The organism is Acinetobacter sp. ANC 4654 (genome assembly GCF_002135425.1).
GTDB lineage: Bacteria > Pseudomonadota > Gammaproteobacteria > Pseudomonadales > Moraxellaceae > Acinetobacter > Acinetobacter kyonggiensis.
In genome coordinates this window covers 167,226-190,949 of record NZ_NEGL01000004.1, presented here as the reverse complement: position 1 = coordinate 190,949, position 23,724 = coordinate 167,226, and the positions used below count along the sequence as shown (strand labels likewise).

Genomic DNA, 23,724 nt, shown 5'->3' with positions numbered 1-23,724 from the left:
ACAGTAATATGGCATAAACTTAAAAAAAAGCGATATGATTTTTTTGTAAAACCCTTAAATTGAAATACGCGAGCTTAAAATTACATAGTAGACTTGTTTTAAGCACAGTAAAGAAATAACAAGATGTCAGACAGTAACATTCCTCTTCCTGAACGGCTCCGCCCACGTGATTTATCCGAAATTATGGGTCAAGAGCATTTGTTAGGTGTTCAAGCACCGTTACGCCAAATGATTGATCAGGGGCATTTGCCTTCCATTATTTTTTGGGGCCCGCCTGGTGTTGGAAAAACCACCATTGCTTTGCTGTTGGCACAAGCGGTAGATCGGCCTTTCGTCAGTTTATCGGCACTCAATACTGGGGTGAAAGAGCTTCGTGAAGTGATTGCCGAAAGTGGGGATTTACTAACACCTGTAGTCTTTATTGATGAAATTCATCGCTTTAATAAGTCACAACAAGATGCATTACTGAATGCTGTGGAAAAAGGCAAAATTACTTTAATTGGTGCGACCACTGAAAACCCTTCTTTTGAAGTCAATAATGCTTTGCTATCACGTTGTCAGGTTTATAGCTTAAATGCATTAACAGACGATGCTATTCAGACCTTGTTGAAGCAAGCATTGCAAAATGATGATTTTTTAAAAGAACGATTTATTCAAATTGAAGAATATGAAGCGTTAATTCAATTTGCTGCGGGAGATGCACGTAAGGCATTAAACCTTTTGGATCTGATCGCCAGTACTTTTGAAGCTGAATTGGAAAATAGCATTACCAATGCCGTGGTGGTAAAAGTTGCACAGCAAAGTATTGCTCGTTATGACAAATCGGGTGAACAGCATTACGATTTGGTTTCTGCCTTTATTAAGTCCATTCGCGGCAGTGATCCAGATGCGACCTTATACTGGATGGCACGTATGCTCAAAGGTGGTGAAGACCCCGTGTTTATTGCCCGTCGTATGCTAATTGCAGCTTCGGAAGATATAGGTAATTCCAATCCAAATGCCTTGTTGCTGGCGGGTGAATGCTTCCGTTCGGTTCAAGTGGTCGGCATGCCAGAATGCCGAATTATTTTGGGACAATGTGCGGTGTATTTGGCCACCAGTGCCAAGAGTAACAGCACCTATTTAGCCATGAATAAGGCGTTGGATTTAGCTGAAAAAACCGCTCATTTATCTGTGCCCTTGCATTTAAGAAATGCCCCGACCAAGTTAATGAAAGAGCAGGGCTATGGGGTAAATTATTTATATCCACATAATTATCCTGAGCATTTTATTCTGCAAGAATATCTGCCGCCTGAATTAAAAGGCACCAAATTATATGAGTCAGCTCGAAATAAACGCGAAGTCGAAGGTGAAAAACTTCAACAACGTCGTTGGCAGCAGGAACAGCAGCAGCAATAAAAAAAAGCCCAACTCGGGAATGAGTCGGGCTAAAAAGGATGTCTGAGATTGGGAGAAGACATCCTTTAGGAATAACGGTTGAGCACAATTAAATTTGGTTTCACAGCCTTAAAGCTGATCTTGTCTGCGTTATGATTATTTTAGTGCGATAACTGGATTTTGTAAAAACGATCATTTTTATTAGTAACATTTGTTTTTTCGATTTATCGATGCATAAAAAAACCGAGCCTGATGGCTCGGTTTTTTGAATCAGTATGCGGATTAGATATCAGAAAGGTCGATACCTAAACGTGTAGCCACTTCTTCATAGGCTTCAACAACACCGCCTAAACCTTGACGGAAACGGTCTTTGTCGAGTTTTTTCTTGGTGTCTTTGTCCCATAGACGGCAACCGTCTGGAGAGAATTCATCACCCAGAACGATACGGTCGTGGAACACACCAAATTCAAGTTTGAAATCAACCAGAAGCATATTGCCTTTGTCGAACAAATCTTTTAGGACTTCGTTTACTTTGTAAGTCAGTACTTGCATTTGTGCAAGTTGTTCCGCAGTTGCCCAACCTAAAGCAATCGCTTGAGATTCATTGACCATTGGGTCGCCAAGCGCGTCGTCTTTGAAGAATAATTCAAATGTAGAAGGGGTTAATTCTTTACCTTCTTCAACACCTAAACGACGGCACAAGCTACCCGCTGCGTAGTTACGAATTACACATTCAACAGGAACCATTTGCAATTTTTTCACTAAAACTTCAGTTGGAGAAAGAAGTTTTTCAAAGTGAGTTTCAATGCCAGCAGCAGCCAATTTTTCCATGATAAAGGCGTTGAAACGGTTATTAACCTTGCCTTTGCGATCTAGTTGTTCGATTTTTTCGCCATTAAACGCAGAGGCATCATCACGAAAGACTAAAATCAGGTGATCTTCACTGTCTGTTTCATAAACAGATTTCGCTTTACCAGTATAGAGCAAGGTTTGTTTCAACATGGGGGAACCTTTTTCAAAAAAAAATGCCTAGTACGACTAGGCTGGCCAATTTTGGTAAATCTGGGTTAATAGTTCAGCAGCGATTTCTTGGTCTGCAAAGCTATTATCGGCATTGAACACGGCTAGGTTGTTACTTGAACCTACAGAGGTCAGTCTTAATACATACACCTTTTGATCGACCTTAATGGTTACTTCGTAACGATTTTTGCTCTGACCAATAATGCTATGGTTAAGGCTGCTGAGGGTAGCAAGTGTGTACTGCCAAATTGTAGCAGAATTTCCATCAATTTTGAGTAACGGATTTTGATTTCCATCACGAACAAGTTGTGGACGACTGACATTGCCGCTGTCAGCTGGACTATTGATTAAGCTGTTTTCTTGCACTTGATTTGGACGGGGAATCGCAAAACGGTTGCCCTTTTTATTTTCCAATTTAGGTGCGTGTTCAAGGGCAAGAGGGTCAACCTTTGGAGCTGGGTACAATGGCGTTGCAGGTCGAACCATTGAACCTTCAGGATATTTCAGAGGTTCAAGGGATGCAGTATTTTTATAATCCAGAGAACCATTGTTGATTCCCATGGAACTACAACCCATTAAACCAAATGCTGAAAGTGCAAGGGTTAAACCAAAACGTAATTGCATAGTATTGTGCTCTTTATTGAATGACACCCGAAGCGTTGAGTGCTTCACGCAACGGTGTGCGATATTGTTCTGCAAGAGGAGTTAATGGTAAACGAATACCCGTACCAATTAAGCCCATTTCATGAAGTGCCCATTTCACAGGAATTGGGTTGGATTCACAAAATAGAATATTGTGTAAATTTGCAATTTCGTTGTTCAAAGTTTCAGCACGTTCTGCATCACCTGAAATAGCAGCAGCACAAATTTGGCTCATTTCTTTCGGTGCGATATTTGCTGTCACAGAAATGTTGCCTAGTGCGCCTAGTGCGATCAGTTGATAAGCCGTTGCATCATCACCAGAGTAAACGGTCATTTCTTTACCGCGTAATCCTTCAATCAGCGCTTGACCACGGGGTACATCACCTGTGGCATCTTTAATCCCAATAATTTGCGGGATGTCAGCAAGGCGAATCACGGTTTCATTGAGCATGTCTACGCCAGTACGGCCAGGGACATTATAAAGAATTTGAGGTAAATCAACTGCTTCAGCAATCGCTTTGTAATGCTGATATAAACCTTCTTGCGTGGGTTTATTATAGTACGGAGTCACTAACAGCGCGGCATCGGCACCCAGCTCTTTCGCTTCTTTGGTGAGTTCGATTGCTTCATGGGTCGAGTTTGCACCCGTACCTGCAATGATAGGAATACGTTTGTTGGCTACACGAACGATTTCTTTAATCACTTGTTTATGTTCAGCCAGACTTAAAGTGGATGCTTCGCCTGTCGTACCCACTGCAACAATACTGTTGGTGCCTTGTGCAATATGCCACTCAACGAGCTTTTCTAGACCCTTCCAATCTACGCTGCCATCTTCAAACATCGGAGTGACGATTGCGACAATTGAACCTTGGATGATCTGTGCTTGCTGAGTCATTTTAAAAAAATATCCTATTTGTCCATCCGGCAGAGGTAGAAAAACATAAATTTGGATGGGTGCGTATTTTGATTTATAGCAATTTCAATACGATTAAAGCGAATTGAATAATGCTTATGCAAATTATGAACGAACAAACGATGAAGAACAATATGCTTTAGTCAAAGCATATAAAAACTTTATGCAAAGTCGTTAAAATAAATATAGCAAAGTTATGTTAAGAAAACCTTTAGCCCTAAAATTTTAATGAATATCATGACCAGTGTCAGGCTATTTTTGTATAAAAAATACGAGTAAAAATGTCCTATTTGCACTTTAAAGCCAACAGCAGTAGCAATTCCGTGTAAAAACATCAGGATTTAAGATTTAATAGGGATTAGCATAGACTTTTAAGCTATATAAAACAAGAATTTAATCTATGTAAAACCGGAGTGAAAAGTTGCAGAATAATCAATTAAAACGATGACTGACATTTTTTTATTTCATTATAAATAGGCGTATAAAGTTGTAATTATAGAGAAAGACTTCCGTTTTTTATGCTGTGGATAATCCGATTAAGTGTTTTTGCGACTATTTGTTCTGCCCACGAAAAACGTTAAATATCTATTATTTTTGTTAACACACTGTAAATCCTTCCACTTATTGGTAGTTATTTGAATTTCCTGAGTCATGGATGATGGCGTTCTATTTTGGACACTGATTGAATAGGGAAATTGCCAATGGAAAGATCAGATAACAGGCATGCTGCAATTACGGTGGCAATCTGCTTTTTAATTGCGGTTATTGAAGGTTTGGATATTCAGGCAGCAGGCATTGCAGCGGCGGGTATTCGTGAAGCTTTTGCTTTAGACAGTTCGCAATTGGGAGTGTTTTTTAGCGCAGGGATTTTAGGTTTATTACCTGGAGCGCTGATTGGTGGGCGATATTCAGATCGTATTGGGCGTAAAAAGGTATTGATTTGCTCTGTTGCAGTTTTTGCCTTATTTACTTTATGTACAGTATGGGTGAACAGTTTTAACAGTCTGTTATTGGTTCGTTTTTTAGCGGGTGCAGGTTTAGGTGCGGCAATGCCGAATTTAATTACGCTTGCTTCTGAGGCGGTTAAAGCTGAAAACCGAGGACGTGCTGTTGGGTTAATGTATTGTGGTATGCCTGTCGGCGCTGCAATTTTGTCGTACATTGCAAGTTTGGATTTTGGTTCAAATTGGAAAAACATTTTTTATTTAGGTGGTGTACTGCCTATTTTTGTCATTCCAATCATGATGAAGTTTTTACCTGAGTCACGTGAATTTTTAAAAGCAAAAAATACAGTGGAAACCACAGCAGCAACGCAAGGTTCTTTTAAAGATTTATTCAATAGTCATAACGTGGCGCGTACTTGTTTAATTTCAGTGAGCTACTTCTTTACCTTGATGGTGGTTTACATCATGTTAAGTTGGTTGCCTTCATTGTTTATGGAACTAGGCTTTACTCGTAAAGAAGGCAGTACGGCACAATTTTTCTTTATGCTCAGTGCAACAGTGGGTACGGTGGTATTAGGCATGTTAACCGACCGCTGGAAAAAAGCCTATGTCATTATTTTGATGTACGGCGGTATTCTGGCAGGCTTATTCTGCTTGAATGCAGCAAGTTCATTGACGCAAATGTATATGGCTTCAGCATTGGTGGGGGCCTTTGTGATTGGTTGCCAAGGTGTACTGTATGCTTTCGGGAGTATTGTTTACCCGACTGAAGTGCGTGCAACAGGCGTGGGTATGGCATCAGCCGTAGGACGTATAGGTGCAATGCTTGGACCCGCAATTGCAGGTCAACTCCTTGCAGCGGGCTTTGGTGCCGCAGGGGTTATTTCAGCCGCTATTCCTTGTATTGTGATTTCAGCAATCTTCATGTTGATTTTGGTTCGTCGCTTACAAACACCAGCTTAAGTTCTAGTTCGATGAAATAGCTCGCATATTGCGGGCTATTTTTTTAACTTAAAATATATTTCTATCTTTTAGCCAGAGTAAAAAAATTTCGAACTTTGAATGATGCTGCGTATCGAATTTGCCCAAGTATGGTGATTATTTAACTTATCAGTCATATTATTTTTACTGTCCAGCCTAAATACTGAAATTTATTTTGTTATATGCTGAGTCACAAAAATGACAACTCACTAAGAATGGACTGAAAATGATGCAAAACAATACCGCGCTGATTGTTGTGGATGTGCAAAATGGTTTTACCCCAGGTGGAAATTTAGCTGTGGCGCATGCAGATCAGATTATTCCGAACATTAACCAATTGGCGCAGTATTTTAAAACGATAGTGATTACTCAAGATTGGCATCCTGAAAATCATGTGTCATTTGCTATAAATCATGATGCTAAACAGCCATTTGAAACGATTAAACTGGATTATGGTACGCAAGTCTTGTGGCCTGTACATTGTGTTCAAGGTACGCCAGATGCAGAACTGCACCCCAATCTTCATTTGCCCAGTGCTCAATTGATCATCCGCAAAGGCTGCCATACGCATATCGACAGTTATTCTGCTTTTATGGAGTCTGATCAAAAGACCACCACAGGCTTGGCTGGTTATTTAAAAGAACGCGGCATTGATACGGTGTTTATTGTTGGCATTGCGACCGATTTTTGTGTGGCATGGACGGCAATTGATGCATGTAAGTTTGGTTTTAAAGCTTATGTTATTTCCGATGCCACCAAAGGCATCGACTTAAATGGTTCATTGCAGCAGGCATGGCAAGAGATGCTGGCGAAAGGGGTGAAACGGATTTTGGTGAAAGATATTATTCAGCAGTATGCATGAAAAATGCATAATCGGGCCGAGAACAGAAACACTTGAGTTTGATGAGCCTTTTAAAAGTGATCTTACGATTTGAGACTAGAATAAATAGGGAATGTCACCGTTATGTCTACTTTTTTGCGCTTTACCCAATTTATTCAAAAAACTTTTGCGCTGTGGGTGGTGTTATTTGCGGGTATTGCCTTAATCGTACCTGAAGCTTTTGTCTGGCTTAAAGTTTATATCATCTGGATGCTGGGTATTATTATGTTTGGTATGGGCATGACCATGACCGTAGATGATTTTAAAGGGGTGCTACACAGTCCTAAAGCTGTGCTGATTGGCGTGGTAGCACAGTTTATGGTGATGCCCGTACTGGCTTATCTGTTGTGTCAGTTGTTTCAATTGCCACCTGCAATTGCGATTGGGGTAATTCTTGTCGGTTGTTGCCCGGGGGGAACCGCATCCAATGTGATTACCTATATGGCCAAAGGAAATACTGCTTTATCGGTGGCGTGTACTTCCGTTTCGACCATTTTAGCGCCTGTATTAACCCCAGCAATTTTCTATTTTTTAGCCAGTCAATGGATTGAAATTAATGCACTGTTGATGTTGGGTTCAATTTTAAAAGTGGTGTTATTTCCCATCATTTTGGGACTGATGGTTCGTTCAGTGCTGAAACAAAAAGTAGCGGCTTATATTCAAGTCATGCCGTTGATTTCGGTGATTGCGATTGTCGCCATTGTCGCAGCGATTATTGCAGGCAGTAAGACGCAAATTTTAGAATCAGGTTTACTCATTTTAGCCGTGGTGGCATTGCACAATGGTTTGGGCTATTTACTGGGTTTTGGGGCAAGTCGGCTATTTAAATTGCCTTATGCCGACAGCAAAGCCATTGCCATTGAAGTCGGGATGCAAAATTCGGGTTTAGGCGTGGCTTTGGCAGCAGTGCATTTTGCTGCATCACCGATTACTGCTGTACCGAGTGCTATTTTTAGTTTATGGCATAATATTTCGGGACCAGCACTGGCGACATATTGGGCCAGCAAAGCCAATCAAATAAAAACAGACCCTAAATAATCTGTTCTTTTTAAGCGAAAAAAACCGAGCCTCTGTGCTCGGTTTTTTATTGAATTAATTTTAAGATGCTTTCGATTGTTTGGCTTTTAAAATTTCAGTTCTAAAGGTTTGTGCCAATTCAGCCACTTCGCTGTCCATACCATTCATCATAAAGGCATGACGAGTCAGCACATTGGTTGGATTAGGGATGCTGACCAATTGGTAACGATCTGAAATGTCTTTCAGTAATTCATTGGGCAAATGAATCGCACTTTCTTTTGCAGCCAATTGTTGCACCAGACGTTCTGCGGCTTGTACTGGTGTTAGTTGCATGGCATCGACATGACTGGAAATGGCACTACGGGTTTGTAAAACAAAGCGCTTTTCTTCACGGTAGCGTTTGTATAATACATCTGATAACAATTGAAACACGGTGCTGATCATGACCAAACATTGCACTGCATTCGGTGTTTCTACCGACATGCTAATGGTGGCACCATGTTCATCAAATTTATGTACTGTAGAAATATCTGAACTATTGAGTTTGTAGTGTTGGACACATAACTCTGCTGTTTTATTCAGGAAAATTTGACACAAATTAAAATAAGGCACAGAGACTGTTTTATTGACCGAATCCATCAGTTGTTTAGGGTCATAGAACTGAATATTTAAGGCAATACAGTTGTCATTCAGTACGACAGGCTTTGGCTCTTTGATTTTGGCTTTTACTTGCGCATGGTGTTGTGCTTGGGCAATGGCGACAGCAGCATTGTGCTGTTCTTGTTGTAAAGCTTGAGTCAAGGTTTGAATTTCATGTTTCAGGCGTGATTCATTATTAATCCGTGCCAAATATTCGGTGCGACTTGGGCGGGCAATCGCACGGTAAGCCAACCAAATTAAGCCATGAATGATAAATGACAATAAAATGGCCAACCATTGGGTACGTAAAATTTCACCAATGCTGGATTGAATTAAAGTAATTTCAATACTGCCGACTTTCTTTTCATTTTGCAGCGCTTCACGAACAAAGACTTCACCTTGGCGTGTTTTGGTTAAACCACCTGTTGCAAGTACCTGATTATTCGCATCTAAAATACGAATAGAAGCAACACTTGGGTTGGTTGCATAACGGTCGGCTAATAATGCTAAGGACACGGGATTGGCAGGTTCAAGCTCGGATAAGCTGTCTGTGACCAATTGTGTGGTCATCAGTTGTCCCTGACTGGCACGATTTGCATTGAGTTGGTGTGTCGTCGCAAGTACCAGTAAAAACGTGTGTAAAGCAAAACTTACAATTAGTAGGCTAGCAAATAGCCCTTGTCTAGGCGCATTCAACGTAAACTTCCAAGGCATTTATATTCAAATTGGATTATGATTCTTACAATAGTTGTAGCTCAGATCCGAGTCAATTCATGCGAGAAATCATTCTTATATCATTTTTGGGACCAGACCAGCCTAATCAATTTACACGATTAATGCAGGTGTTGTCCGTACATTCTTTACAAATTCTGGATGTTGGACAAGCCGTCATCCATAACCAACTGACTTTAGGTATTGTTGTTTCGTCAGATGACCAAACTGCTACAGCATTAGCCATGAAGGAGATCTTGATTCTAGCACATGATATTGGCTTAACAGTGCGCTTTAAACCAATCTCTACAACAGAATATGATCAATGGGTCAGTGAGGGTGGTCAGACCCGTTATATCGTCACGGCACTGGCACCAGAACTGACTGCTTCACAATTACAAGCCGTGACCAAGATTGTCTCGAATCAAGGTTTTAATATTGAAACCGTGACGCGCTTATCGGGTCGTCCAGATCTTCATCGTCAAGCCGATGAACCTAAACGTTCTTGCGTACAATTTGGTTTAAAAGGGCAAATGTTAGATGCCATTGCCATGCGTGCGGCATGTTTGCGTTTATCGACTGAACTGAATGTAGATGTCGCGGTTCAAGAAGACAATGCATTCCGTCGTAACAGCCGTTTGGTCTGCTTTGACATGGACTCGACTTTAATTGAACAAGAAGTGATTGATGAACTTGCGATTGAAGCGGGTGTGGGTGAGCAAGTCGCTGAAATTACTGAACGTGCCATGCAGGGTGAACTGGATTTCCAACAAAGCTTCCGCGCTCGTGTCGCCTTGTTGAAAGGAATGGATGCATCTGTGTTACCTAAAATTGCAGAACGCTTAACGGTTACAGAAGGGGCGGAACGTCTGATTTCAACCTTAAAAGCATTGGGCTATAAAACTGCGATTCTTTCAGGTGGTTTCCAATATTTTGCTGAATATTTGCAAGCAAAATTAGGCATTGACGAAGTGCATGCCAATGTTTTGGATGTGCAAGATGGCAAGGTGACAGGTGAAGTCAAAGGTCATATTGTCGATGGGGCACGTAAAGCTTTATTACTGCGTGAACTTGCCGACAAGATGGGGATTTCATTAGAACAAGCGATTGCTGTAGGTGATGGTGCAAATGATTTACCAATGTTATCGATTGCAGGTTTAGGGGTTGCATTCCGTGCCAAACCTTTGGTTCGTCAAAATGCCAATCAAGCGATTTCAAGCGTCGGTCTAGATGGTGTGTTATATCTGATTGGTGTACATGATAAAGACCTTAATCGTGCCTAAGTATTGAAGTTTATTGACGAAACGCGACACTAATGTCGCGTTTTTTGTGGCAAAAATCACTAAAATACGATGAACGGTTGACTTAAGTTGCTGATAAAAACAGCGTTCAATCGGTTCTGAAAAAATATTTTTTTAAGGCTAAAAATGCCTATTTTTTTTGTAATGACACGGCAAGTCCTAGCCCATCTCACTTTTAGAAAAAGTTAAAAATAAAAAAATGTAATGACAAAATAATATTGCGACAAGGTATGTCGCTTTATAAAAATACAAGACTTTTTTTCTTGCCAAAACTCCGCATAATGTTTGCATAAGAAATTGATATAAATATATTCCATCATTTATTTAACGGTCATCGGGGATTCGATTTAGGCAAAACTTAAATGTCCAAATGGAGTCTTAGACGGAGGTTTTTATGGTCACAGCAAATTTAGCAACCATTGTGGGCTTAAGCTTTATTGCGGCTGCGTTAATAGCTGTTTTCTTCTCACCTTATCGTCGTTTGTTAAGCTTTATGTTCGCAGGTATGTTGTTTTGGGGTTTGATTGAAATCATCCGTTTCAGTACAGAAATGGTGTTTGAATTGCCCATGACCTATAGCTATCTCACTGCAATCATGTCAGCGATGCTGATTGTGACGATGCTGTTATTTCGGGAAGACCACCGTGCAGAACGTGCTTTAGCCAAACGCCGTTGTATTGAACATACCCCCGTGTACGAAGATGACCAACAACAATGCTCGAGCCGTTAAAGCAACGGATCTAAAAAACATTCAAAAAAGAGGTGCTTTGGGCACCTCTTTTTTCTGCATTATTATTATACAAAGCCTTAGTTCAAAAAACACAACTTATGTTAGGATAAGTCGTCAATTTTTCAACAATTACAATAGGCTTAAATGTCATGAAACTTTCTTCGATTCCTGTCGTAAAATTACCACTGGTCGATGTCAGCACGGATCCGCTTGATTTGTTAGTGGCGGGTTTGGCTTTGCGTATGAAGCAGTTGGCGCGTACCAGCCCAAAATTTATTGAGCTGGTTCATGAACGTCAATTCCGTATTCAAATTGGGACTGATTTGGGCGTTGCACGTCAAATTATCGTCAACAACGGGCAAATTGACAGCGTCTCTGGTGCTGCTGAACAAGCTGACTTTATTTTGCAATTTGCAGACAGTGAACAAGGGGTAAAAACCTTAATGAAAGGTGATCCGACCGCTTTCATGACAGGCATGCAAAATGGCAGCATTAAAATGGAAGGCGATTTTGGTCTTTTGGTTTGGTTTAATAAAGTGGCGAAGTTGATTCCACCTAAACTACCAAAACCAATTAAAGAAAAAGTAAAATTGGTTCGTTCATTTATTCGTGAAAAAACGGGTAAGTAATTCAGTTTTAGCTGCTTAAATGCATTAAAAAAGCCCTGAATGATCAAACTTCAGGGCTTTTTAGTTGCTGATTGCTTCAACGGCTTATTCAATTTCCAAATTGAACGTCACAGGTCCATCATTGACCAAATGCACTTTCATGTCAGCAGCAAAAATACCAGTTTGTACAGCTTCAAATTGGCTTTGAGCATAAGCAACCAATTGTTCATATAACGCTTTGGCTTCAGTAGGTGGCATGGCTGGTCCAAAGTCAGGACGTAAGCCTTTTTGTGTTTGCGCCATTAAGGTGAATTGAGAAACCAATAATAATCCACCTCCTGCTTGAGCGACATTCCAGCCCATCTTGCCTTGTTCATCATCAAAAAAACGATATTTTAAAATCTTATCAATCAGCTTTTTGCCTTTTTCCAGATTATCCTCTTTCGCTAAACCCAGAAAGACCACAATGCCATGTTGAATTTCTCCCGTTGTTTCAGCATCCACGACAACTTTTGCTTCAAGAACTCGTTGCAATAACGCACGCATAATTTAACCAAATCAATCATTTTAAATTTGCTGTGAATTGTAGCAAATACACACATCAAGACCGAACTAAGTCAGTATTGATGTGTGCTGAAATAATCAGTTTATTTTCACTGAAACTGGTTTTAGCTTGCCTTGCTTGAAAAGGGCTGAGTTTATTTTTTAAGATGCCGTAGTGTGAATTGAACTCAGCGAATAGGTGGGTTGAGCGTTTATACAGGCGCTGTAAATCATCTAATTGCTTTGAGCATTTACGAAAACTTTCATTTTCAACTGAATAAAATATGCTTTAATGCAAGTAGTTGATAAAAACTGAAAGTTATATGTCTGCAATTATTCATTCATTATTAGATACCGACTTGTATAAATTTACCATGTTACAGGTGGTCTTACATAAGTTTCCTCAAACGCATAGTGTCTATCACTTCCGTTGCCGTAATTTAGAAGATACGGTTTATCCACTGACCGATATTTTGCATGATTTGAATGAGCAGTTGGATTATTTATGTCAGCTGAAGTTTAAAGAAGATGAACTACTTTATCTGCGCAGTTTACGGTTTATCAAAAGTGATTTTGTCGATTATTTAGAATTATTCCAACTGAAACGTCGTTTTATTAAAGCCAGTATTGATTCAGAAGGTCGTTTGGATATTTGGGTTGAAGGCCCGATGGTTCAAGCAATGATGTTTGAAATTTTTGTCCTCGCCATTGTCAATGAATTGTATTTCCGCCGTATTCGTAGTGATGAGGTTTGGGCAGAAGGCGAACGTCGTTTACAGGCCAAAATGGTGCTGTTGAATCAATATCAACAAGAACAAAATCCGAATGATCCACCCTTTTTAGTGTCCGACTTTGGCACGCGTCGTCGTTATAGTTATGACTGGCAAAAACATGTGATTGAAGCCTTTAATCGCGCTGCGCCTGATATTTTTCGTGGCACCAGTAATGTCCTGATTGCTAAAGACTTGGGTTTGACCCCAATTGGTACTATGGCACATGAATTCCTGCAAGCCTTCCAAGCATTAGATGTCCGTTTACGTGATTTTCAAAAAGCAGCGTTGGAAACATGGGTGCAAGAATATCGTGGCGATTTAGGCATTGCGTTAACCGATGTGGTCGGTATGGATGCCTTTTTACGCGATTTCGATCTGTACTTTGCTAAACTATTCGATGGTCTACGTCATGACAGTGGCGATCCCTATGAATGGGGCGATAAGGCCTATGCACATTATAAAAAACTCAAAGTCGATAGCAAAAGTAAGATGTTGACCTTTAGTGACGGGCTGAACTTAGAAAAAGCATGGGCTTTACATCAATATTTTAAAGATCGTTTCCAAGTCAGTTTTGGTATTGGCACCAATTTAACCAATGATATGGGGCAAACTCCCTTGAATATTGTGTTGAAACTGGTCGAATGTAATGGTCAATCGGTGGCGAAAATTTCCGATAGTCCCGGCAAAACCATGACCGATAATGATACTTTCCTTGCCTATTTACGTCAGGTGTTCCAAATTACTGAAACCGCATAAAGGTTGCTTTGCTATATCTGATTTTTTGCTAAATGAATGCAAAAAATCAGAATAATAGTGAAAATGACTTGTGCTAAGATCACAGATGTTGATCTAAATAAAACTCGAAAAGTATGACTATATCTACATTTAATTTTGCGCTGCTGATTGAAGCAGAACAACTCTTGCCACATTTGGGTCATGATAAATTACGTATTGTCGATTTAAGTCGTAGTTCTGTTTATGATCAATTGCACATTCCGCATGCGATTCATGTCAAACCTAAGCAGTTGCTGCGCCAAGAAGAGCAAGCTTCGGGTTTACTACCAGATGTGGAGGCACTACAAGCACTGATTGAATATTTAAATATTTCTCCAGAGCATCATGTCGTGGTTTATGACGATGAAGGTGGTGCATGGGCAGGGCGTTTAATTTGGAATTTACATTGCTTGGGTTTTAAAAACACCAGCTTACTCAATGGTGGCATTCATGCTTGGTTAGCTGCGGGTTATCCAACTTCGTCAGAAGTGGGAAAATTAACCCCTGTCGAACATTTGGTTGAAATAAATCAAACGAATATCGATCAATACCGGATTGAATATCCAGAACTGCTGGATAAAGTGCAAAACAATGCAATCCAAATCTGGGATTGTCGTACAGAAGATGAATACACTGGACTGCGACTTGCAGCGCGACGCGGTGGTCACATTCCAAATGCCCGACATTTTGAGTGGAGTACTGCCCTTAACCGTGAAAATCATTTAAAATTACATCCCTTAGAACGCACTCAACAACGCTTAGAACAATTGGGATTCAATTTAAATGAACCAGTCGTGGTGTATTGTCAGTCACATCACCGTTCAGGTTTAGCTTATATCTTGGGTCGATTACTCGGTTGGCATATTCAAGCTTATGATGGTGCGTGGAGTGAATGGGGCAACCGCCTCGATAGTCCGATTATTACCGGAGAGTTACCATCTTGAGCTTCACATCACGTTTAAAAAAACAAATTTTTATTCAAGCACAACGTGTTGTGCCACAACATCAATTATCACGTGTGGTGGGCAAACTTGCAGCCAGTGAAAACCCAATTGTAAAAAATACGGTGATTCAGGCTTTTAAAGCTCAATATGGCATTGATATGTCAATTGCTGAACAAAGCAATGCATTGAAATATAAATCATTTAATGAATTTTTTACCCGTTCACTAAAAGACGGTGTACGTGCGATTGATGTTGATCCTAAAAGTATCGTTTCTCCAGCAGATGGTGCCATTTCACAATTGGGTAAAATTGAACAAGGTGATATTTTCCAAGCCAAAGGTCAAACTTTTTCGGTGGAAAAATTAATTGCCGATCCACAATTGGCTGAACCGTTTAAAAATGGTCAGTTCGCAACAGTGTATTTATCACCTAAAGATTACCATCGTGTACATATGCCTGTTGCAGGCACGTTAACTGAAACGCTGTATGTACCGGGTGAATTATTTTCGGTCAATCAAACCACTGCGGAAAATATTCCGGGTTTATTTGCACGTAATGAACGCATGGTGTGTTTGTTTGATACTGAATTGGGTCGTATGGCCGTGGTTTTAGTCGGTGCGATGATTGTGGCTGGAATTGAAACTGTAGCGACAGGCAAGGTGAAACCTACGGGCCGTTTGGAACTCAATCAGCATGATTTATTCCTTGAAAAGGGGGCAGAATTGGGGCGTTTCTATTTAGGTTCTACCGCAGTCATTTTATTTGAACAAGATAAAATGGCATGGGATGCCGCATTTAAAGCCAATTCAACAGTGGTGATGGGTGAAGCTTTAGGCCATACGATTTAAATGCTTTTAGCCTCCCTTTTTTAAAGGGAGGTTGGAGGGATTTAAAGAATTTACTTTTATTAATAAATCCCCCTCATTCCCCCTTTAATAAAGGGGGAAGCACAAAGCATAAAAAAGCGCCATTAGGCGCTTTTTTATATCTGGGGTTTATCGTTTGACCACAATTGAATCAATACCACTGCGTTGTAATGTTTGCTGAGCCATGATCGCAGCTTCAGGTGAGTCATAAGGGCCAGACATAACACGGTACCAAGTTTGACCATTTTCCACTGATTTAACCACATCGGCAGATAGGCCATTTAAAATAATTTCAGCGCGTCGAGCATCTGCACTATCTGGATCTGCATAGCTACGGACTTGAAGAATATAACTGGGCTGATGTACAACGGGTGCTTCTGATGCTTGAAGACTTGGTTCGGTGACGGGGGTGTTGGTCGCAGGTTCTGCTTCTGGCGCTTCAACAATGACTACGGTGCTTGTATTCTTGCTTTCAGGCACAGCTTGTTCTGGAATAGGTGTGACTTGCTGTTGAGGCAATAAATCGTAGAAACGATAGTCTTTATTGGTGTCTTCTTGATAATGTTCAGAATTAATCTGATTCTTTGGCTGAACAGGTGCCCACGGTTTCCATAGCATTAACGCTACAGCAAAACTTAACACGATTAAAATGACCACAAGCGTCCCCAGCCATGTCGGAATCAAGGGCTTTTTCGGTTTATTTGGTCGCTCTGATACACCGCGCTGCGTTTTTCCAAACACTTGTGAACCTCATTATTCTAATATTCAATTGGTTGTGCTTTAAGCATGGCTCACATCAGGAGCCATACCCAGTATTATTTCACATATGGACGCAGACAATAGCCGTCATCAAGTGAGCATAGCAATGTTGATATGCTCACTCGGACTTTGTCTTGCAGCAATGTAAACGGTTACATGCTCTCGGGAGCAGATACACCTAATAATTCTAAACCATTACGTAGCACTTGTTGTACGTTTACTGAAAGTAATAAACGTGCTTGCGTAAGTTCAGCATCATCATTAAGTACTTTATGCTCATTATACCAACCGTGGAATAATGCCGCCAATTCTTTCAGATAGTTACCCACTTGATGTGGTTCATAACTATTTGCTGCGCGAATCACAATTTCAGGATAAGCGGCAAGTTTGGCTAAAATTTCCGTTTCAGCATCCAGATCAAGTTTTGCCGCAAATTGACGTGCATTCACAGCATCAAAATTCACATCAGTTGCTGCTGCTTTTTCAAGCATACGGCAAATACGTGCATGGGCATATTGAATGTAATACACCGCATTGTCTTTGCTTTGTGACACAGCAAGGTCAAGGTCAAAGTCAATGTGTTGTTCAGATTTACGCATCACGTAATAGAAACGTGCGGCATCATTGCCGACTTCTTTACGTAGGTCGCGTAACGTCACGAACTGCCCTGAACGTGATGACATTTGTACCATCACGCCACTACGCCATAGGCTGACAAACTGAACCAAAAGGACGGTCAATTTTTTCGAGTCATAGCCAAGCGCATCAATCGCTGCTTTGACACGGGCAATATAGCCATGGTGGTCAGAACCCCAAATATCGACAATGTCGGTATAACCACGTTGTAATTTATTTAAGTGGTAGGCAATGTCAGAGGCGAAGTAGGTGGTTTGACCATTACGACGTTTCACGACACGGTCTTTTTCATCGCCAAATTCAGTCGATTTAAACCAGATGTTACCGTCTTGTTCATATAAGAAGCCACGTTGATCCAGCATTTGTAGTGCTTCATCAATTTTTTCAGTCAAGCTGGCTTCACTGAACCATTGATTGAACGTCACCCCGAATTCGCCAAGGTCATCTTTAATGTCATCAAGAATGGCTTTTAACGCCGCTTGATGGAAAACACGGTAGCCTTCGCCAATCAAACGTTGTGAATTATAGATTAAGCCATCAATGTGCTTTTCTTTGTCACCTGAAAGCACCACTTTATTGCCATCGCTATCTGGCTCAGCCGCATATTGCACATCTTCTGGCACATCTTGATAGACTTCGGCCACAGGGCGCACATATGCATCACCATCTTTGTCGATAATACTTTGTGCAATTTCTTTAACATAGTCGCCCTGATAGGCATTTTTTGGGAAAACCAGTTCCTGACCTGTTAACTCAAGGTAACGTAAATAAGTCGATGTTGCGAGGATGTCCATTTGACGACCCGCATCATTGACGTAGTATTCGCGGTCAACCGTTGCACCCGTTGCTTCAAGTAGATTGGCAACAGTCATACCATACGCTGCACCACGACCATGGCCGACATGTAGGCTTGATGTCGGGTTGGCAGAAACGAATTCTACTTGAACACGTTTGGCTGCATTTGCACTGGTGCGACCGAATTGATCTTGTTGTGCTTGAACCTGATCCAGTACAGTAAAGCGTTGGTCGGCATTTAAAAAGAAATTAATAAAGCCAGGGCCCGCAATTTCTGCTTTGCTGATATCAGCGACTTCGGGAAGATTTGCGAGGATTTTTTCCGCGAGATCACGAGGCTTGATACCCGCAGCTTTAGAACCAATCATTGCAATGTTTGACGCGAAGTCGCCGTGGCTTCGGTCTTTGGTTCGCGTTAAGTTACCACTGTTATTAAAGTCGGATGGGAGTACACCTTCAGCTTGAAGAGATTGCACTGCATGTTCGAGAGCTGCTTGGATTGCCGTATTCATAATCAGTCGAAAAATAAATGTCGCGGAAAAACAATGAATATAGCAAATTTTGCCGTCTTTAGGTAAACCCATTTGTATTGAATAAAACATGTCCGACAGTCTACATCGGGAGGAAGGGGATAAAACGAGGAAAATATTCAAAAAAGCCTGATTTATGGCATATTAGAAGACTGTAAAAAATCCGAGTCGAGCATATGCAACCTGACCGCCCTATGATTATCGGTAATATTCCCAAACTGCCTGCAAAATGGGCCACGGTGGTGATGCCATTTATTTTATCTTGTCTGATGAGTGGTATTATTTCTTTTATTAATATGCTGCGTAATTTGGGTTGGATCGACGGCTTTATCAGTTTATGGCTGCATAACTGGATGATTTCTTGGGCTTTTGCTTTTCCTATTGTGTTGGCTATTTTGCCGCTAGTACGTAAAGTGACGGGCAAACTGGTTGATATGCCTGCTCAGAATGCACCGAAGTAAATCAATACTGAAGTGCACATTGCCGGTGGGTCGAGATGACTTTCTCTTAAACACATTTTTACAATACTAAATCAACCAAAGCACGAATAATCCCAAGCACCAAACCAATAAATGCACCGACCACCACACCATTGACGCGGATCATGTGTAGATCACCACCGACTTCATTTTCAATTTTGTCGATCATTTCTCGTGAATCCCACTCATGAATGCGTTCGCTAATAAAACGAATGACTTTTTCGCTATATTGATCACTTAAATTGATGGCAATACCACTCATTTTTTCATTCAGTAGATCACGTACTGCTTGATTGGAAATAATATTTTCACCAACTTGTTGAATGGCGACCCGCAAATTTTGGGCAATGCCTGAGTCGGCTTTCAGTAAGTCCGCTTTAATCGCATCACATAAAATCACCACCGCACCGCTAATAAAATTCAGTACTTGTGGACTATCAAGCAAGGCATTTTTGCTGCTATTTAAGCGATGACTGGCGCTACTTTCATCATCTGCCAGTTCTAGCATGAGCTGATGCCCAATGTCTTCAATCTGTTGTCGCCACGGATGTTCTGGGTCGGCTAGCATGGATTCAACCCGTTCGATCAATGAATCAATGGTACGCTGTTGTACATCAATACCAATCCAACTGGCACCTTTGGCCAGTTTTAACACCCCCAGTTCTTTGAATAACCTACGGGTCAGTTCGCGGGTTTCTTCTGGATGCGAAAGCATCCATTCATGCGCTAAGTCGAGTCCGTGTTGTAATACATCTTGATGGAAATCATTTTCTAAAACGGCACGCAGCATTTCACTGGCGAGGGTGTTGATTTGGGTGTTACGCACCCATTGCACGCTATTGTTTTGAATGAAACGCCCAATTTGTTCTTGTCCGACAAATTCAAAAATCTTGGGTACGGTTTGCTGAATGACCTGCGTAACTTGGCTGTTATTTTCAGGTTTTGCCAGCCATTGCCCCACAGCAAGGCTAATGTCGGTGCTGTGTAGACTTCTTTCGACCACTTGTGGAGACAAAAAGTTTTCTTGAACAAAGCGCCCCATCGATTCTGCAATACGGGCTTTATTGCGTGGAATAATTTCGGTGTGATCGAGTAAAAATTTAGGAATCGGCATTTTGCCAAACGGGTTGCGGAACAACACGGTAATGGCGTACCAATCTGCTAAACCACCGACGACCCCTGCTTCAGCAGCGAGCATTAAAATGTGAATCAGCCACACATATTCAGGAAGGAGTTTGGCAACCACCATCAGGATTAGCCATGTGACAATCGCCATGATTAAGGCAATGGTGGCAAGGCGTTTACTGCGTTGCAAACTTGGGGTGGTTTCTGCTTCCGCTGTGGTCATGCAAGCTTCCTGTTGATGTGTGACATCGGGTTATTTTGTTGTTGTTGGCATTTGCGGTGCTAAGACTTGTCCTGTCGGGCTAAGTCCGTATTTTTGACCCAGAGACTGTAAAATTAAACTGGCATCAAAAGCATCGCTCGGTGCTTTTTTCTGATCTTTATAGCATTCAATGGTATAGGAAACTTGCACGGGGTCAATCGTTACCACTTGTGGCATATCATAAAATGGGTCAGGCCAGAAACCAGGGTAACGACGGTAATAACCGTATGGAGCGTACATTGGGGTTGGATAGACCACTGCTTTACGTGGTGGTTGGTTGACATTGCTCGGATCATTCAGCACTTTAAAATAGCGGAATCCGTTTTGTATTGTGGTTTGCGCTGCTTTGACTAAGGTAATTTCTTCCGCTGTGCCAAAACTCATATTGGGACGTGCTTGAAAACTGATGCGATAAGATTGAGCATTCAAAGGCGTGTTACTGAATTGACCCAATTGGTCAAAAGTCAGGGGTTTTGAAGGCGTCATGGCACAGCCAGAGAGGGCCATCACCAGTCCTATACTTAGACCGATAAATTTATTCTTCATGTTAAACCTCCATACTGATTTACTGTGCAAGGGAGGAGACACAATAAATACTTAAAAGCTACTGTTGGGTTGCGTTAAAAAATCGAGTTCTTCGGCAGTCGAGGTTCGCGCTAAAATTTGGTTACGATGCGGATAGCGCCCGAAACGATCAATAATGACTTTATGCTTTTTTTCATAATCTAGACCGATAGGCTGGCCTAATTGTTGAAACAATTTTAGCCCAAACTCGTGGATCAATTTCGATTCACTGTGCATAAAGGGCATATATAAAAAAGTACGTTGTTCTGGGTTTAATTGCTGATCTAAACCTAGGTCAATGGCTTCTTGGGCAAGTGCCAAGGCTAAAGCATCTTGTGCAAAGGCTTGCGCCTGATCACGAAACAAATTACGCGAAAATTGGTCGAGTATGATTACTTCAGCTAAGCGACCTTCAGCGCTTTTACGCCAAGACCAGAGTTCGGCTTGTGCAGCTTGATGATGTATGTCATCAAATTTTTGATGAATTAATCCATCAAAATCATCATTTTTTGCAAACCAGTATGCTTGCGTGTCTGGATGAAACCAAAAGTCCAAAATATCTGAATAATTCATAATATTTACAATTCTTTAGCACTTATTATTCAATACAATCACAAAATTTAGATGTCTTGTAGAGTAACTTTGTGATAAAAATTTGCCAGAAATATAATTGACGGTTTACTTGAAAAATATACAGCAGATCATGTGACAGTCCAAAATCACGTTATACTGCTATAAACTAATGATTTTATTTTAGTAGTTATCTTCCGATAAGCGAGATTGTAATGAGTCAACCCGAATCGACCTCTCATGTTGTATTGCCAACTTGGGTGGATTCTTCGCTGTTTAAAGGCATGTTGCGCGGTATTGAGCGTGAAAGCCTGCGTATGCAAAGCAATGGTTTTTTATCGCAAGCCTTGCATCCAAAAGCATTCGGGTCGGCTTTAACACATCCGCATATTACCACGGACTATTCTGAAGCCTTGATGGAGTTTATTACCCCTCCACAAGACAGCATCAAAAAAGCATTACATTATTTAGCCGATATTCATGCGATTGCACATCGTCATTTAGAAAATGGTGAAAAGCTCTGGCCGTTGTCGATGCCGTGTATGCTGGATGATCAGGAAGAAAACATTCGTTTAGCCCAATATGGAACGTCAAATATTGGTCGCTTTAAGACCTTGTATCGTCATGGTTTAGGGGTGCGTTATGGTCGTCGCATGCAGACCATTTCAGGGGTGCATTATAATTTATCTTTTCCTGATCAAGTCTTTGAAGCACTGCAACAGCATGAAAGTGATGATGCTTTAAAAAGTTTGAGCTTGCAGGATTATCGTAGTCATCGTTATTTTGCTTTAATTCGTAATTTTATTCGTTTAACCCCCTTGGTGATGTTCTTAGTCGGTGCCAGCCCTTCGGTGTGTCAGTGTTTTATGACTGGGCGCGAGCATCACTTATTGCCTTTACTGAAAGGCACATTGTTTTTGCCTTATGCCACAGCATTACGCATGGGCAATTTTGGCTATCAAAATTCAGCGCAGAAACAGTTGGGTATTCACTACAATACCATGTCGGGTTATTTAGAAGGTTTACAGAAAGCGGTCAAAACGCCTTATGCACCGTTTAGTCATTTAGGTTTAACCGATGAACAGGGTGAGCCGATTCAAATCAATGATCATGTGCTACAAATTGAAAATGAATACTATAGTTTAGTGCGTCCGAAACAAGTGCCGGAAGCGGGTGAAACACCATCGCAAGCGCTTGAAAATCGTGGGGTAGGTTATGTTGAATTACGTGCCGTGGATGTCAATCCATACAGTTCAATTGGCATCGATGAAAATACCGCGGCATTTTTGGAAGTGTTAGCACTGCATTGTTTATTACAAGATAGCCCTGATTTATTGGACCAAGAACAACAGCAGATTGAACGTAATCAAGCAGAAGTGGTCAATCGTGGTCGTGCACCTAATGCATCCATTATAGATGCGACAGGTGAGCATCCGATTGAAGCATGGAGTCGTATGCAAGTCATCGCAATGCAACCTTTAGCTGATTTACTGGACGCAACCTATACTACTGATTTGTATTCAGCCGCCTTAGCGTTGATGCTCAAACGTATTGATGAAGTGGATGAAACGCTGTCTGCACAGGTGATTGCCGATACTTTAGAAAATGGTGGTACATGGGGCTTTGGTAGTCTGATGGCACAACAACATGCCATGAGCTATGAGCAGCATCCATTAAGCCCAGACACCTTGTCGTATTTTGATGATTTAGCTGTACAGTCATTGCAACAACAACAGCAACTTGAACAAGATAGTGACCTCAGTTTTGAGCAATATCTTGCTGATTATCGATAAAAATTAAGAGGATTTACCATGCAATGGCGTTATCGTTCCGTGAGTGGTTTTTTATTTTTAGCCAGCGTTATTGGTATGGCTTTTGCGCTGTATTTAGAACATGTACAAGGTCTTGAGCCTTGCCCACTCTGCGTCTTTCAGCGTATTGGATTGATTGGCTTAGGGCTTATTTCTTTGCTTGCCTTTATTCATAACCCAAGTTCAAATGCTGGAAAACGTGTGTATGCCTTTTTGGGCGCGCTGTCTATTTTTTGGTCAGCAGGTGTAGCCGCACGTCATGTTTGGCTGCAAAATTTGCCGCCTGACCAAGTGCCGAGCTGCGGTCCGGGTTTAGATTATTGGCTTAATACCTTGCCATTAAAATCGGTTTTCCAACAAGTTTTAACTGGTTCTGGTGAATGTGCATTGGTTGATTGGACCTTTTTAGGGCAATCCTTGCCTGTCTGGTCATTCTTATTCTTTGCCGTATTGGTGCTGGTGAGTGTGTGGCAATTATTGCGTAACTATGCTTTGACTACGCCTAAAGCAGTGAAGAAGAAATAAAAATT

The 23,724-nt window shown here is 41.2% G+C and carries 23 protein-coding genes; 13 read left to right on the top strand and 10 right to left on the bottom strand.

Annotation, left to right across the window (positions count from 1 at the left end; all coding sequences use genetic code 11):
* Positions 1-123 precede the first annotated feature (123 nt).
* Complete coding sequence (locus tag B9T24_RS08505) at positions 124-1,398, top strand: replication-associated recombination protein A (protein ID WP_086165376.1); 1,275 nt, start codon at positions 124-126, stop codon at positions 1,396-1,398.
* Between the two features lie 261 nt (positions 1,399-1,659).
* Here B9T24_RS08505 and purC read toward each other — a convergent pair whose 3' ends face one another.
* From purC to dapA, 3 genes are read right to left on the bottom strand one after another with little or no spacing between them, the layout of a single operon-like run.
* Positions 1,660-2,379 carry a phosphoribosylaminoimidazolesuccinocarboxamide synthase gene (gene purC, locus B9T24_RS08500; protein ID WP_074946872.1) on the bottom strand — a complete coding sequence of 240 codons (720 nt, stop codon included), beginning with the start codon at positions 2,377-2,379 and terminating at the stop codon, positions 1,660-1,662.
* A gap of 36 nt (positions 2,380-2,415) precedes the next feature.
* A complete protein-coding gene (locus B9T24_RS08495; protein WP_086165375.1) occupies positions 2,416-3,021 on the bottom strand; it encodes a lipoprotein-34 precursor (NlpB) in 606 nt (201 codons plus the stop codon).
* A 13-nt stretch (positions 3,022-3,034) separates the two neighbouring features.
* Positions 3,035-3,934, bottom strand: coding sequence for a 4-hydroxy-tetrahydrodipicolinate synthase (dapA, locus tag B9T24_RS08490; RefSeq protein WP_086165374.1), 900 nt, complete (start codon positions 3,932-3,934; stop codon positions 3,035-3,037).
* Between the two features lie 719 nt (positions 3,935-4,653).
* Here dapA and mhpT point away from each other — a divergent pair.
* The 3 genes from mhpT (at position 4,654) to B9T24_RS08475 (ending at position 7,795) form a co-directional block, all read left to right on the top strand.
* Positions 4,654-5,859, top strand: coding sequence for a 3-(3-hydroxy-phenyl)propionate transporter MhpT (gene mhpT / locus B9T24_RS08485; protein ID WP_086165373.1), 1,206 nt, complete (start codon positions 4,654-4,656; stop codon positions 5,857-5,859).
* A gap of 247 nt (positions 5,860-6,106) precedes the next feature.
* A complete protein-coding gene (gene pncA, locus B9T24_RS08480; RefSeq protein WP_086165414.1) occupies positions 6,107-6,739 on the top strand; it encodes a bifunctional nicotinamidase/pyrazinamidase in 633 nt (210 codons plus the stop codon).
* Positions 6,740-6,841: 102 nt separating this feature from the next.
* Positions 6,842-7,795 (top strand): bile acid:sodium symporter family protein, encoded by a 954-nt coding sequence (locus tag B9T24_RS08475; RefSeq protein WP_086165372.1) that lies wholly within the window; start codon positions 6,842-6,844, stop codon positions 7,793-7,795.
* A gap of 60 nt (positions 7,796-7,855) precedes the next feature.
* Here the strand turns inward: B9T24_RS08475 and B9T24_RS08470 are convergent, their stop codons facing one another.
* Positions 7,856-9,109: a hypothetical protein gene (locus tag B9T24_RS08470; RefSeq protein ID WP_086165413.1), complete on the bottom strand. Its 1,254-nt coding sequence runs from the start codon at positions 9,107-9,109 to the stop codon at positions 7,856-7,858.
* 77 nt (positions 9,110-9,186) lie between these two features.
* Between B9T24_RS08470 and serB the strand changes: the two genes are divergently transcribed.
* The 3 genes from serB to B9T24_RS08455 all read left to right on the top strand — a co-directional run bounded on the left by serB (position 9,187) and on the right by B9T24_RS08455 (position 11,784).
* The gene (serB, locus tag B9T24_RS08465; RefSeq protein ID WP_086165371.1) at positions 9,187-10,407 is read left to right on the top strand and encodes a phosphoserine phosphatase SerB; all 1,221 of its coding nucleotides are present in this window, start codon (positions 9,187-9,189) and stop codon (positions 10,405-10,407) included.
* Positions 10,408-10,819: 412 nt separating this feature from the next.
* Positions 10,820-11,155, top strand: a complete 336-nt coding sequence (aciT, locus tag B9T24_RS08460; protein ID WP_086165370.1) for a ciprofloxacin tolerance protein AciT — start codon at positions 10,820-10,822, stop codon at positions 11,153-11,155.
* A gap of 149 nt (positions 11,156-11,304) precedes the next feature.
* Positions 11,305-11,784 (top strand): SCP-2 sterol transfer family protein, encoded by a 480-nt coding sequence (locus tag B9T24_RS08455; protein ID WP_086165369.1) that lies wholly within the window; start codon positions 11,305-11,307, stop codon positions 11,782-11,784.
* An 84-nt stretch (positions 11,785-11,868) separates the two neighbouring features.
* Here B9T24_RS08455 and dtd read toward each other — a convergent pair whose 3' ends face one another.
* Entirely contained in the window at positions 11,869-12,309 is a 441-nt protein-coding gene (gene dtd / locus B9T24_RS08450; protein ID WP_086165368.1) for a D-aminoacyl-tRNA deacylase, read from the bottom strand.
* Between the two features lie 320 nt (positions 12,310-12,629).
* Here dtd and pncB point away from each other — a divergent pair, with 320 nt between their 5' ends.
* The 3 genes from pncB to asd all read left to right on the top strand — a co-directional run bounded on the left by pncB (position 12,630) and on the right by asd (position 15,645).
* Positions 12,630-13,835, top strand: a complete 1,206-nt coding sequence (gene pncB / locus B9T24_RS08445; RefSeq protein ID WP_086165367.1) for a nicotinate phosphoribosyltransferase — start codon at positions 12,630-12,632, stop codon at positions 13,833-13,835.
* A gap of 113 nt (positions 13,836-13,948) precedes the next feature.
* A complete protein-coding gene (locus B9T24_RS08440) occupies positions 13,949-14,797 on the top strand; it encodes a sulfurtransferase (protein WP_086165366.1) in 849 nt (282 codons plus the stop codon).
* A complete protein-coding gene (gene asd / locus B9T24_RS08435; protein WP_086165365.1) occupies positions 14,794-15,645 on the top strand; it encodes an archaetidylserine decarboxylase in 852 nt (283 codons plus the stop codon). The genes B9T24_RS08440 and asd overlap by 4 nt, the downstream gene beginning before the upstream one ends.
* 147 nt (positions 15,646-15,792) lie before the next feature.
* On the opposite strand, the gene B9T24_RS08430 is transcribed toward asd, so the two are convergent.
* Together B9T24_RS08430 and argS are read right to left on the bottom strand one after the other, a co-directional pair.
* Entirely contained in the window at positions 15,793-16,404 is a 612-nt protein-coding gene (locus tag B9T24_RS08430) for an SPOR domain-containing protein (protein ID WP_086165364.1), read from the bottom strand.
* 170 nt (positions 16,405-16,574) lie between these two features.
* Complete coding sequence (gene argS / locus B9T24_RS08425; RefSeq protein WP_086165412.1) at positions 16,575-18,365, bottom strand: arginine--tRNA ligase; 1,791 nt, start codon at positions 18,363-18,365, stop codon at positions 16,575-16,577.
* 194 nt (positions 18,366-18,559) lie between these two features.
* On the opposite strand from argS, the gene B9T24_RS08420 reads away from it, so the two are divergent.
* The gene (locus tag B9T24_RS08420; protein WP_086165363.1) at positions 18,560-18,844 is read left to right on the top strand and encodes a DUF2798 domain-containing protein; all 285 of its coding nucleotides are present in this window, start codon (positions 18,560-18,562) and stop codon (positions 18,842-18,844) included.
* 58 nt (positions 18,845-18,902) lie between these two features.
* Here B9T24_RS08420 and B9T24_RS08415 read toward each other — a convergent pair whose 3' ends face one another.
* The 3 genes from B9T24_RS08415 to B9T24_RS08405 are packed head-to-tail and all read right to left on the bottom strand — an operon-like array spanning position 18,903 to position 21,386.
* Positions 18,903-20,210 carry a DUF445 domain-containing protein gene (locus B9T24_RS08415; protein WP_086165362.1) on the bottom strand — a complete coding sequence of 436 codons (1,308 nt, stop codon included), beginning with the start codon at positions 20,208-20,210 and terminating at the stop codon, positions 18,903-18,905.
* A 30-nt stretch (positions 20,211-20,240) separates the two neighbouring features.
* Positions 20,241-20,795, bottom strand: coding sequence for a CC0125/CC1285 family lipoprotein (locus B9T24_RS08410; RefSeq protein ID WP_086165361.1), 555 nt, complete (start codon positions 20,793-20,795; stop codon positions 20,241-20,243).
* Positions 20,796-20,846: 51 nt separating this feature from the next.
* Positions 20,847-21,386 (bottom strand): DUF924 family protein, encoded by a 540-nt coding sequence (locus B9T24_RS08405; protein ID WP_086165360.1) that lies wholly within the window; start codon positions 21,384-21,386, stop codon positions 20,847-20,849.
* 212 nt (positions 21,387-21,598) lie between these two features.
* Between B9T24_RS08405 and gshA the strand changes: the two genes are divergently transcribed.
* Both gshA and B9T24_RS08395 read left to right on the top strand, forming a co-directional pair.
* Positions 21,599-23,176 (top strand): glutamate--cysteine ligase, encoded by a 1,578-nt coding sequence (gene gshA, locus B9T24_RS08400; protein ID WP_086165359.1) that lies wholly within the window; start codon positions 21,599-21,601, stop codon positions 23,174-23,176.
* A gap of 18 nt (positions 23,177-23,194) precedes the next feature.
* Entirely contained in the window at positions 23,195-23,719 is a 525-nt protein-coding gene (locus B9T24_RS08395; protein WP_086165358.1) for a disulfide bond formation protein B, read from the top strand.
* Positions 23,720-23,724: the final 5 nt, after the last annotated feature.

Bases quoted from the DNA above. Each gene is read 5' to 3' on its own strand.
- B9T24_RS08495 (WP_086165375.1), bottom strand. From the start codon at position 3,021: ATGCAATTACGTTTTGGTTTAACCCTTGCACTTTCAGCATTTGGTTTA.
- B9T24_RS08440 (WP_086165366.1), top strand. From the start codon at position 13,949: ATGACTATATCTACATTTAATTTTGCGCTGCTGATTGAAGCAGAACAA.
- B9T24_RS08455 (WP_086165369.1), top strand. From the start codon at position 11,305: ATGAAACTTTCTTCGATTCCTGTCGTAAAATTACCACTGGTCGATGTC.
- dtd (WP_086165368.1), bottom strand. From the start codon at position 12,309: ATGCGTGCGTTATTGCAACGAGTTCTTGAAGCAAAAGTTGTCGTGGAT.
- serB (WP_086165371.1), top strand. From the start codon at position 9,187: ATGCGAGAAATCATTCTTATATCATTTTTGGGACCAGACCAGCCTAAT.
- B9T24_RS08410 (WP_086165361.1), bottom strand. From the start codon at position 20,795: ATGAAGAATAAATTTATCGGTCTAAGTATAGGACTGGTGATGGCCCTC.
- mhpT (WP_086165373.1), top strand. From the start codon at position 4,654: ATGGAAAGATCAGATAACAGGCATGCTGCAATTACGGTGGCAATCTGC.
- B9T24_RS08475 (WP_086165372.1), top strand. From the start codon at position 6,842: ATGTCTACTTTTTTGCGCTTTACCCAATTTATTCAAAAAACTTTTGCG.
- B9T24_RS08405 (WP_086165360.1), bottom strand. From the start codon at position 21,386: ATGAATTATTCAGATATTTTGGACTTTTGGTTTCATCCAGACACGCAA.
- B9T24_RS08420 (WP_086165363.1), top strand. From the start codon at position 18,560: ATGCAACCTGACCGCCCTATGATTATCGGTAATATTCCCAAACTGCCT.
- dapA (WP_086165374.1), bottom strand. From the start codon at position 3,934: ATGACTCAGCAAGCACAGATCATCCAAGGTTCAATTGTCGCAATCGTC.
- argS (WP_086165412.1), bottom strand. From the start codon at position 18,365: ATGAATACGGCAATCCAAGCAGCTCTCGAACATGCAGTGCAATCTCTT.
- B9T24_RS08395 (WP_086165358.1), top strand. From the start codon at position 23,195: ATGCAATGGCGTTATCGTTCCGTGAGTGGTTTTTTATTTTTAGCCAGC.
- B9T24_RS08415 (WP_086165362.1), bottom strand. From the start codon at position 20,210: ATGACCACAGCGGAAGCAGAAACCACCCCAAGTTTGCAACGCAGTAAA.
- gshA (WP_086165359.1), top strand. From the start codon at position 21,599: ATGAGTCAACCCGAATCGACCTCTCATGTTGTATTGCCAACTTGGGTG.
- purC (WP_074946872.1), bottom strand. From the start codon at position 2,379: ATGTTGAAACAAACCTTGCTCTATACTGGTAAAGCGAAATCTGTTTAT.
- B9T24_RS08505 (WP_086165376.1), top strand. From the start codon at position 124: ATGTCAGACAGTAACATTCCTCTTCCTGAACGGCTCCGCCCACGTGAT.
- aciT (WP_086165370.1), top strand. From the start codon at position 10,820: ATGGTCACAGCAAATTTAGCAACCATTGTGGGCTTAAGCTTTATTGCG.
- pncA (WP_086165414.1), top strand. From the start codon at position 6,107: ATGCAAAACAATACCGCGCTGATTGTTGTGGATGTGCAAAATGGTTTT.
- pncB (WP_086165367.1), top strand. From the start codon at position 12,630: ATGTCTGCAATTATTCATTCATTATTAGATACCGACTTGTATAAATTT.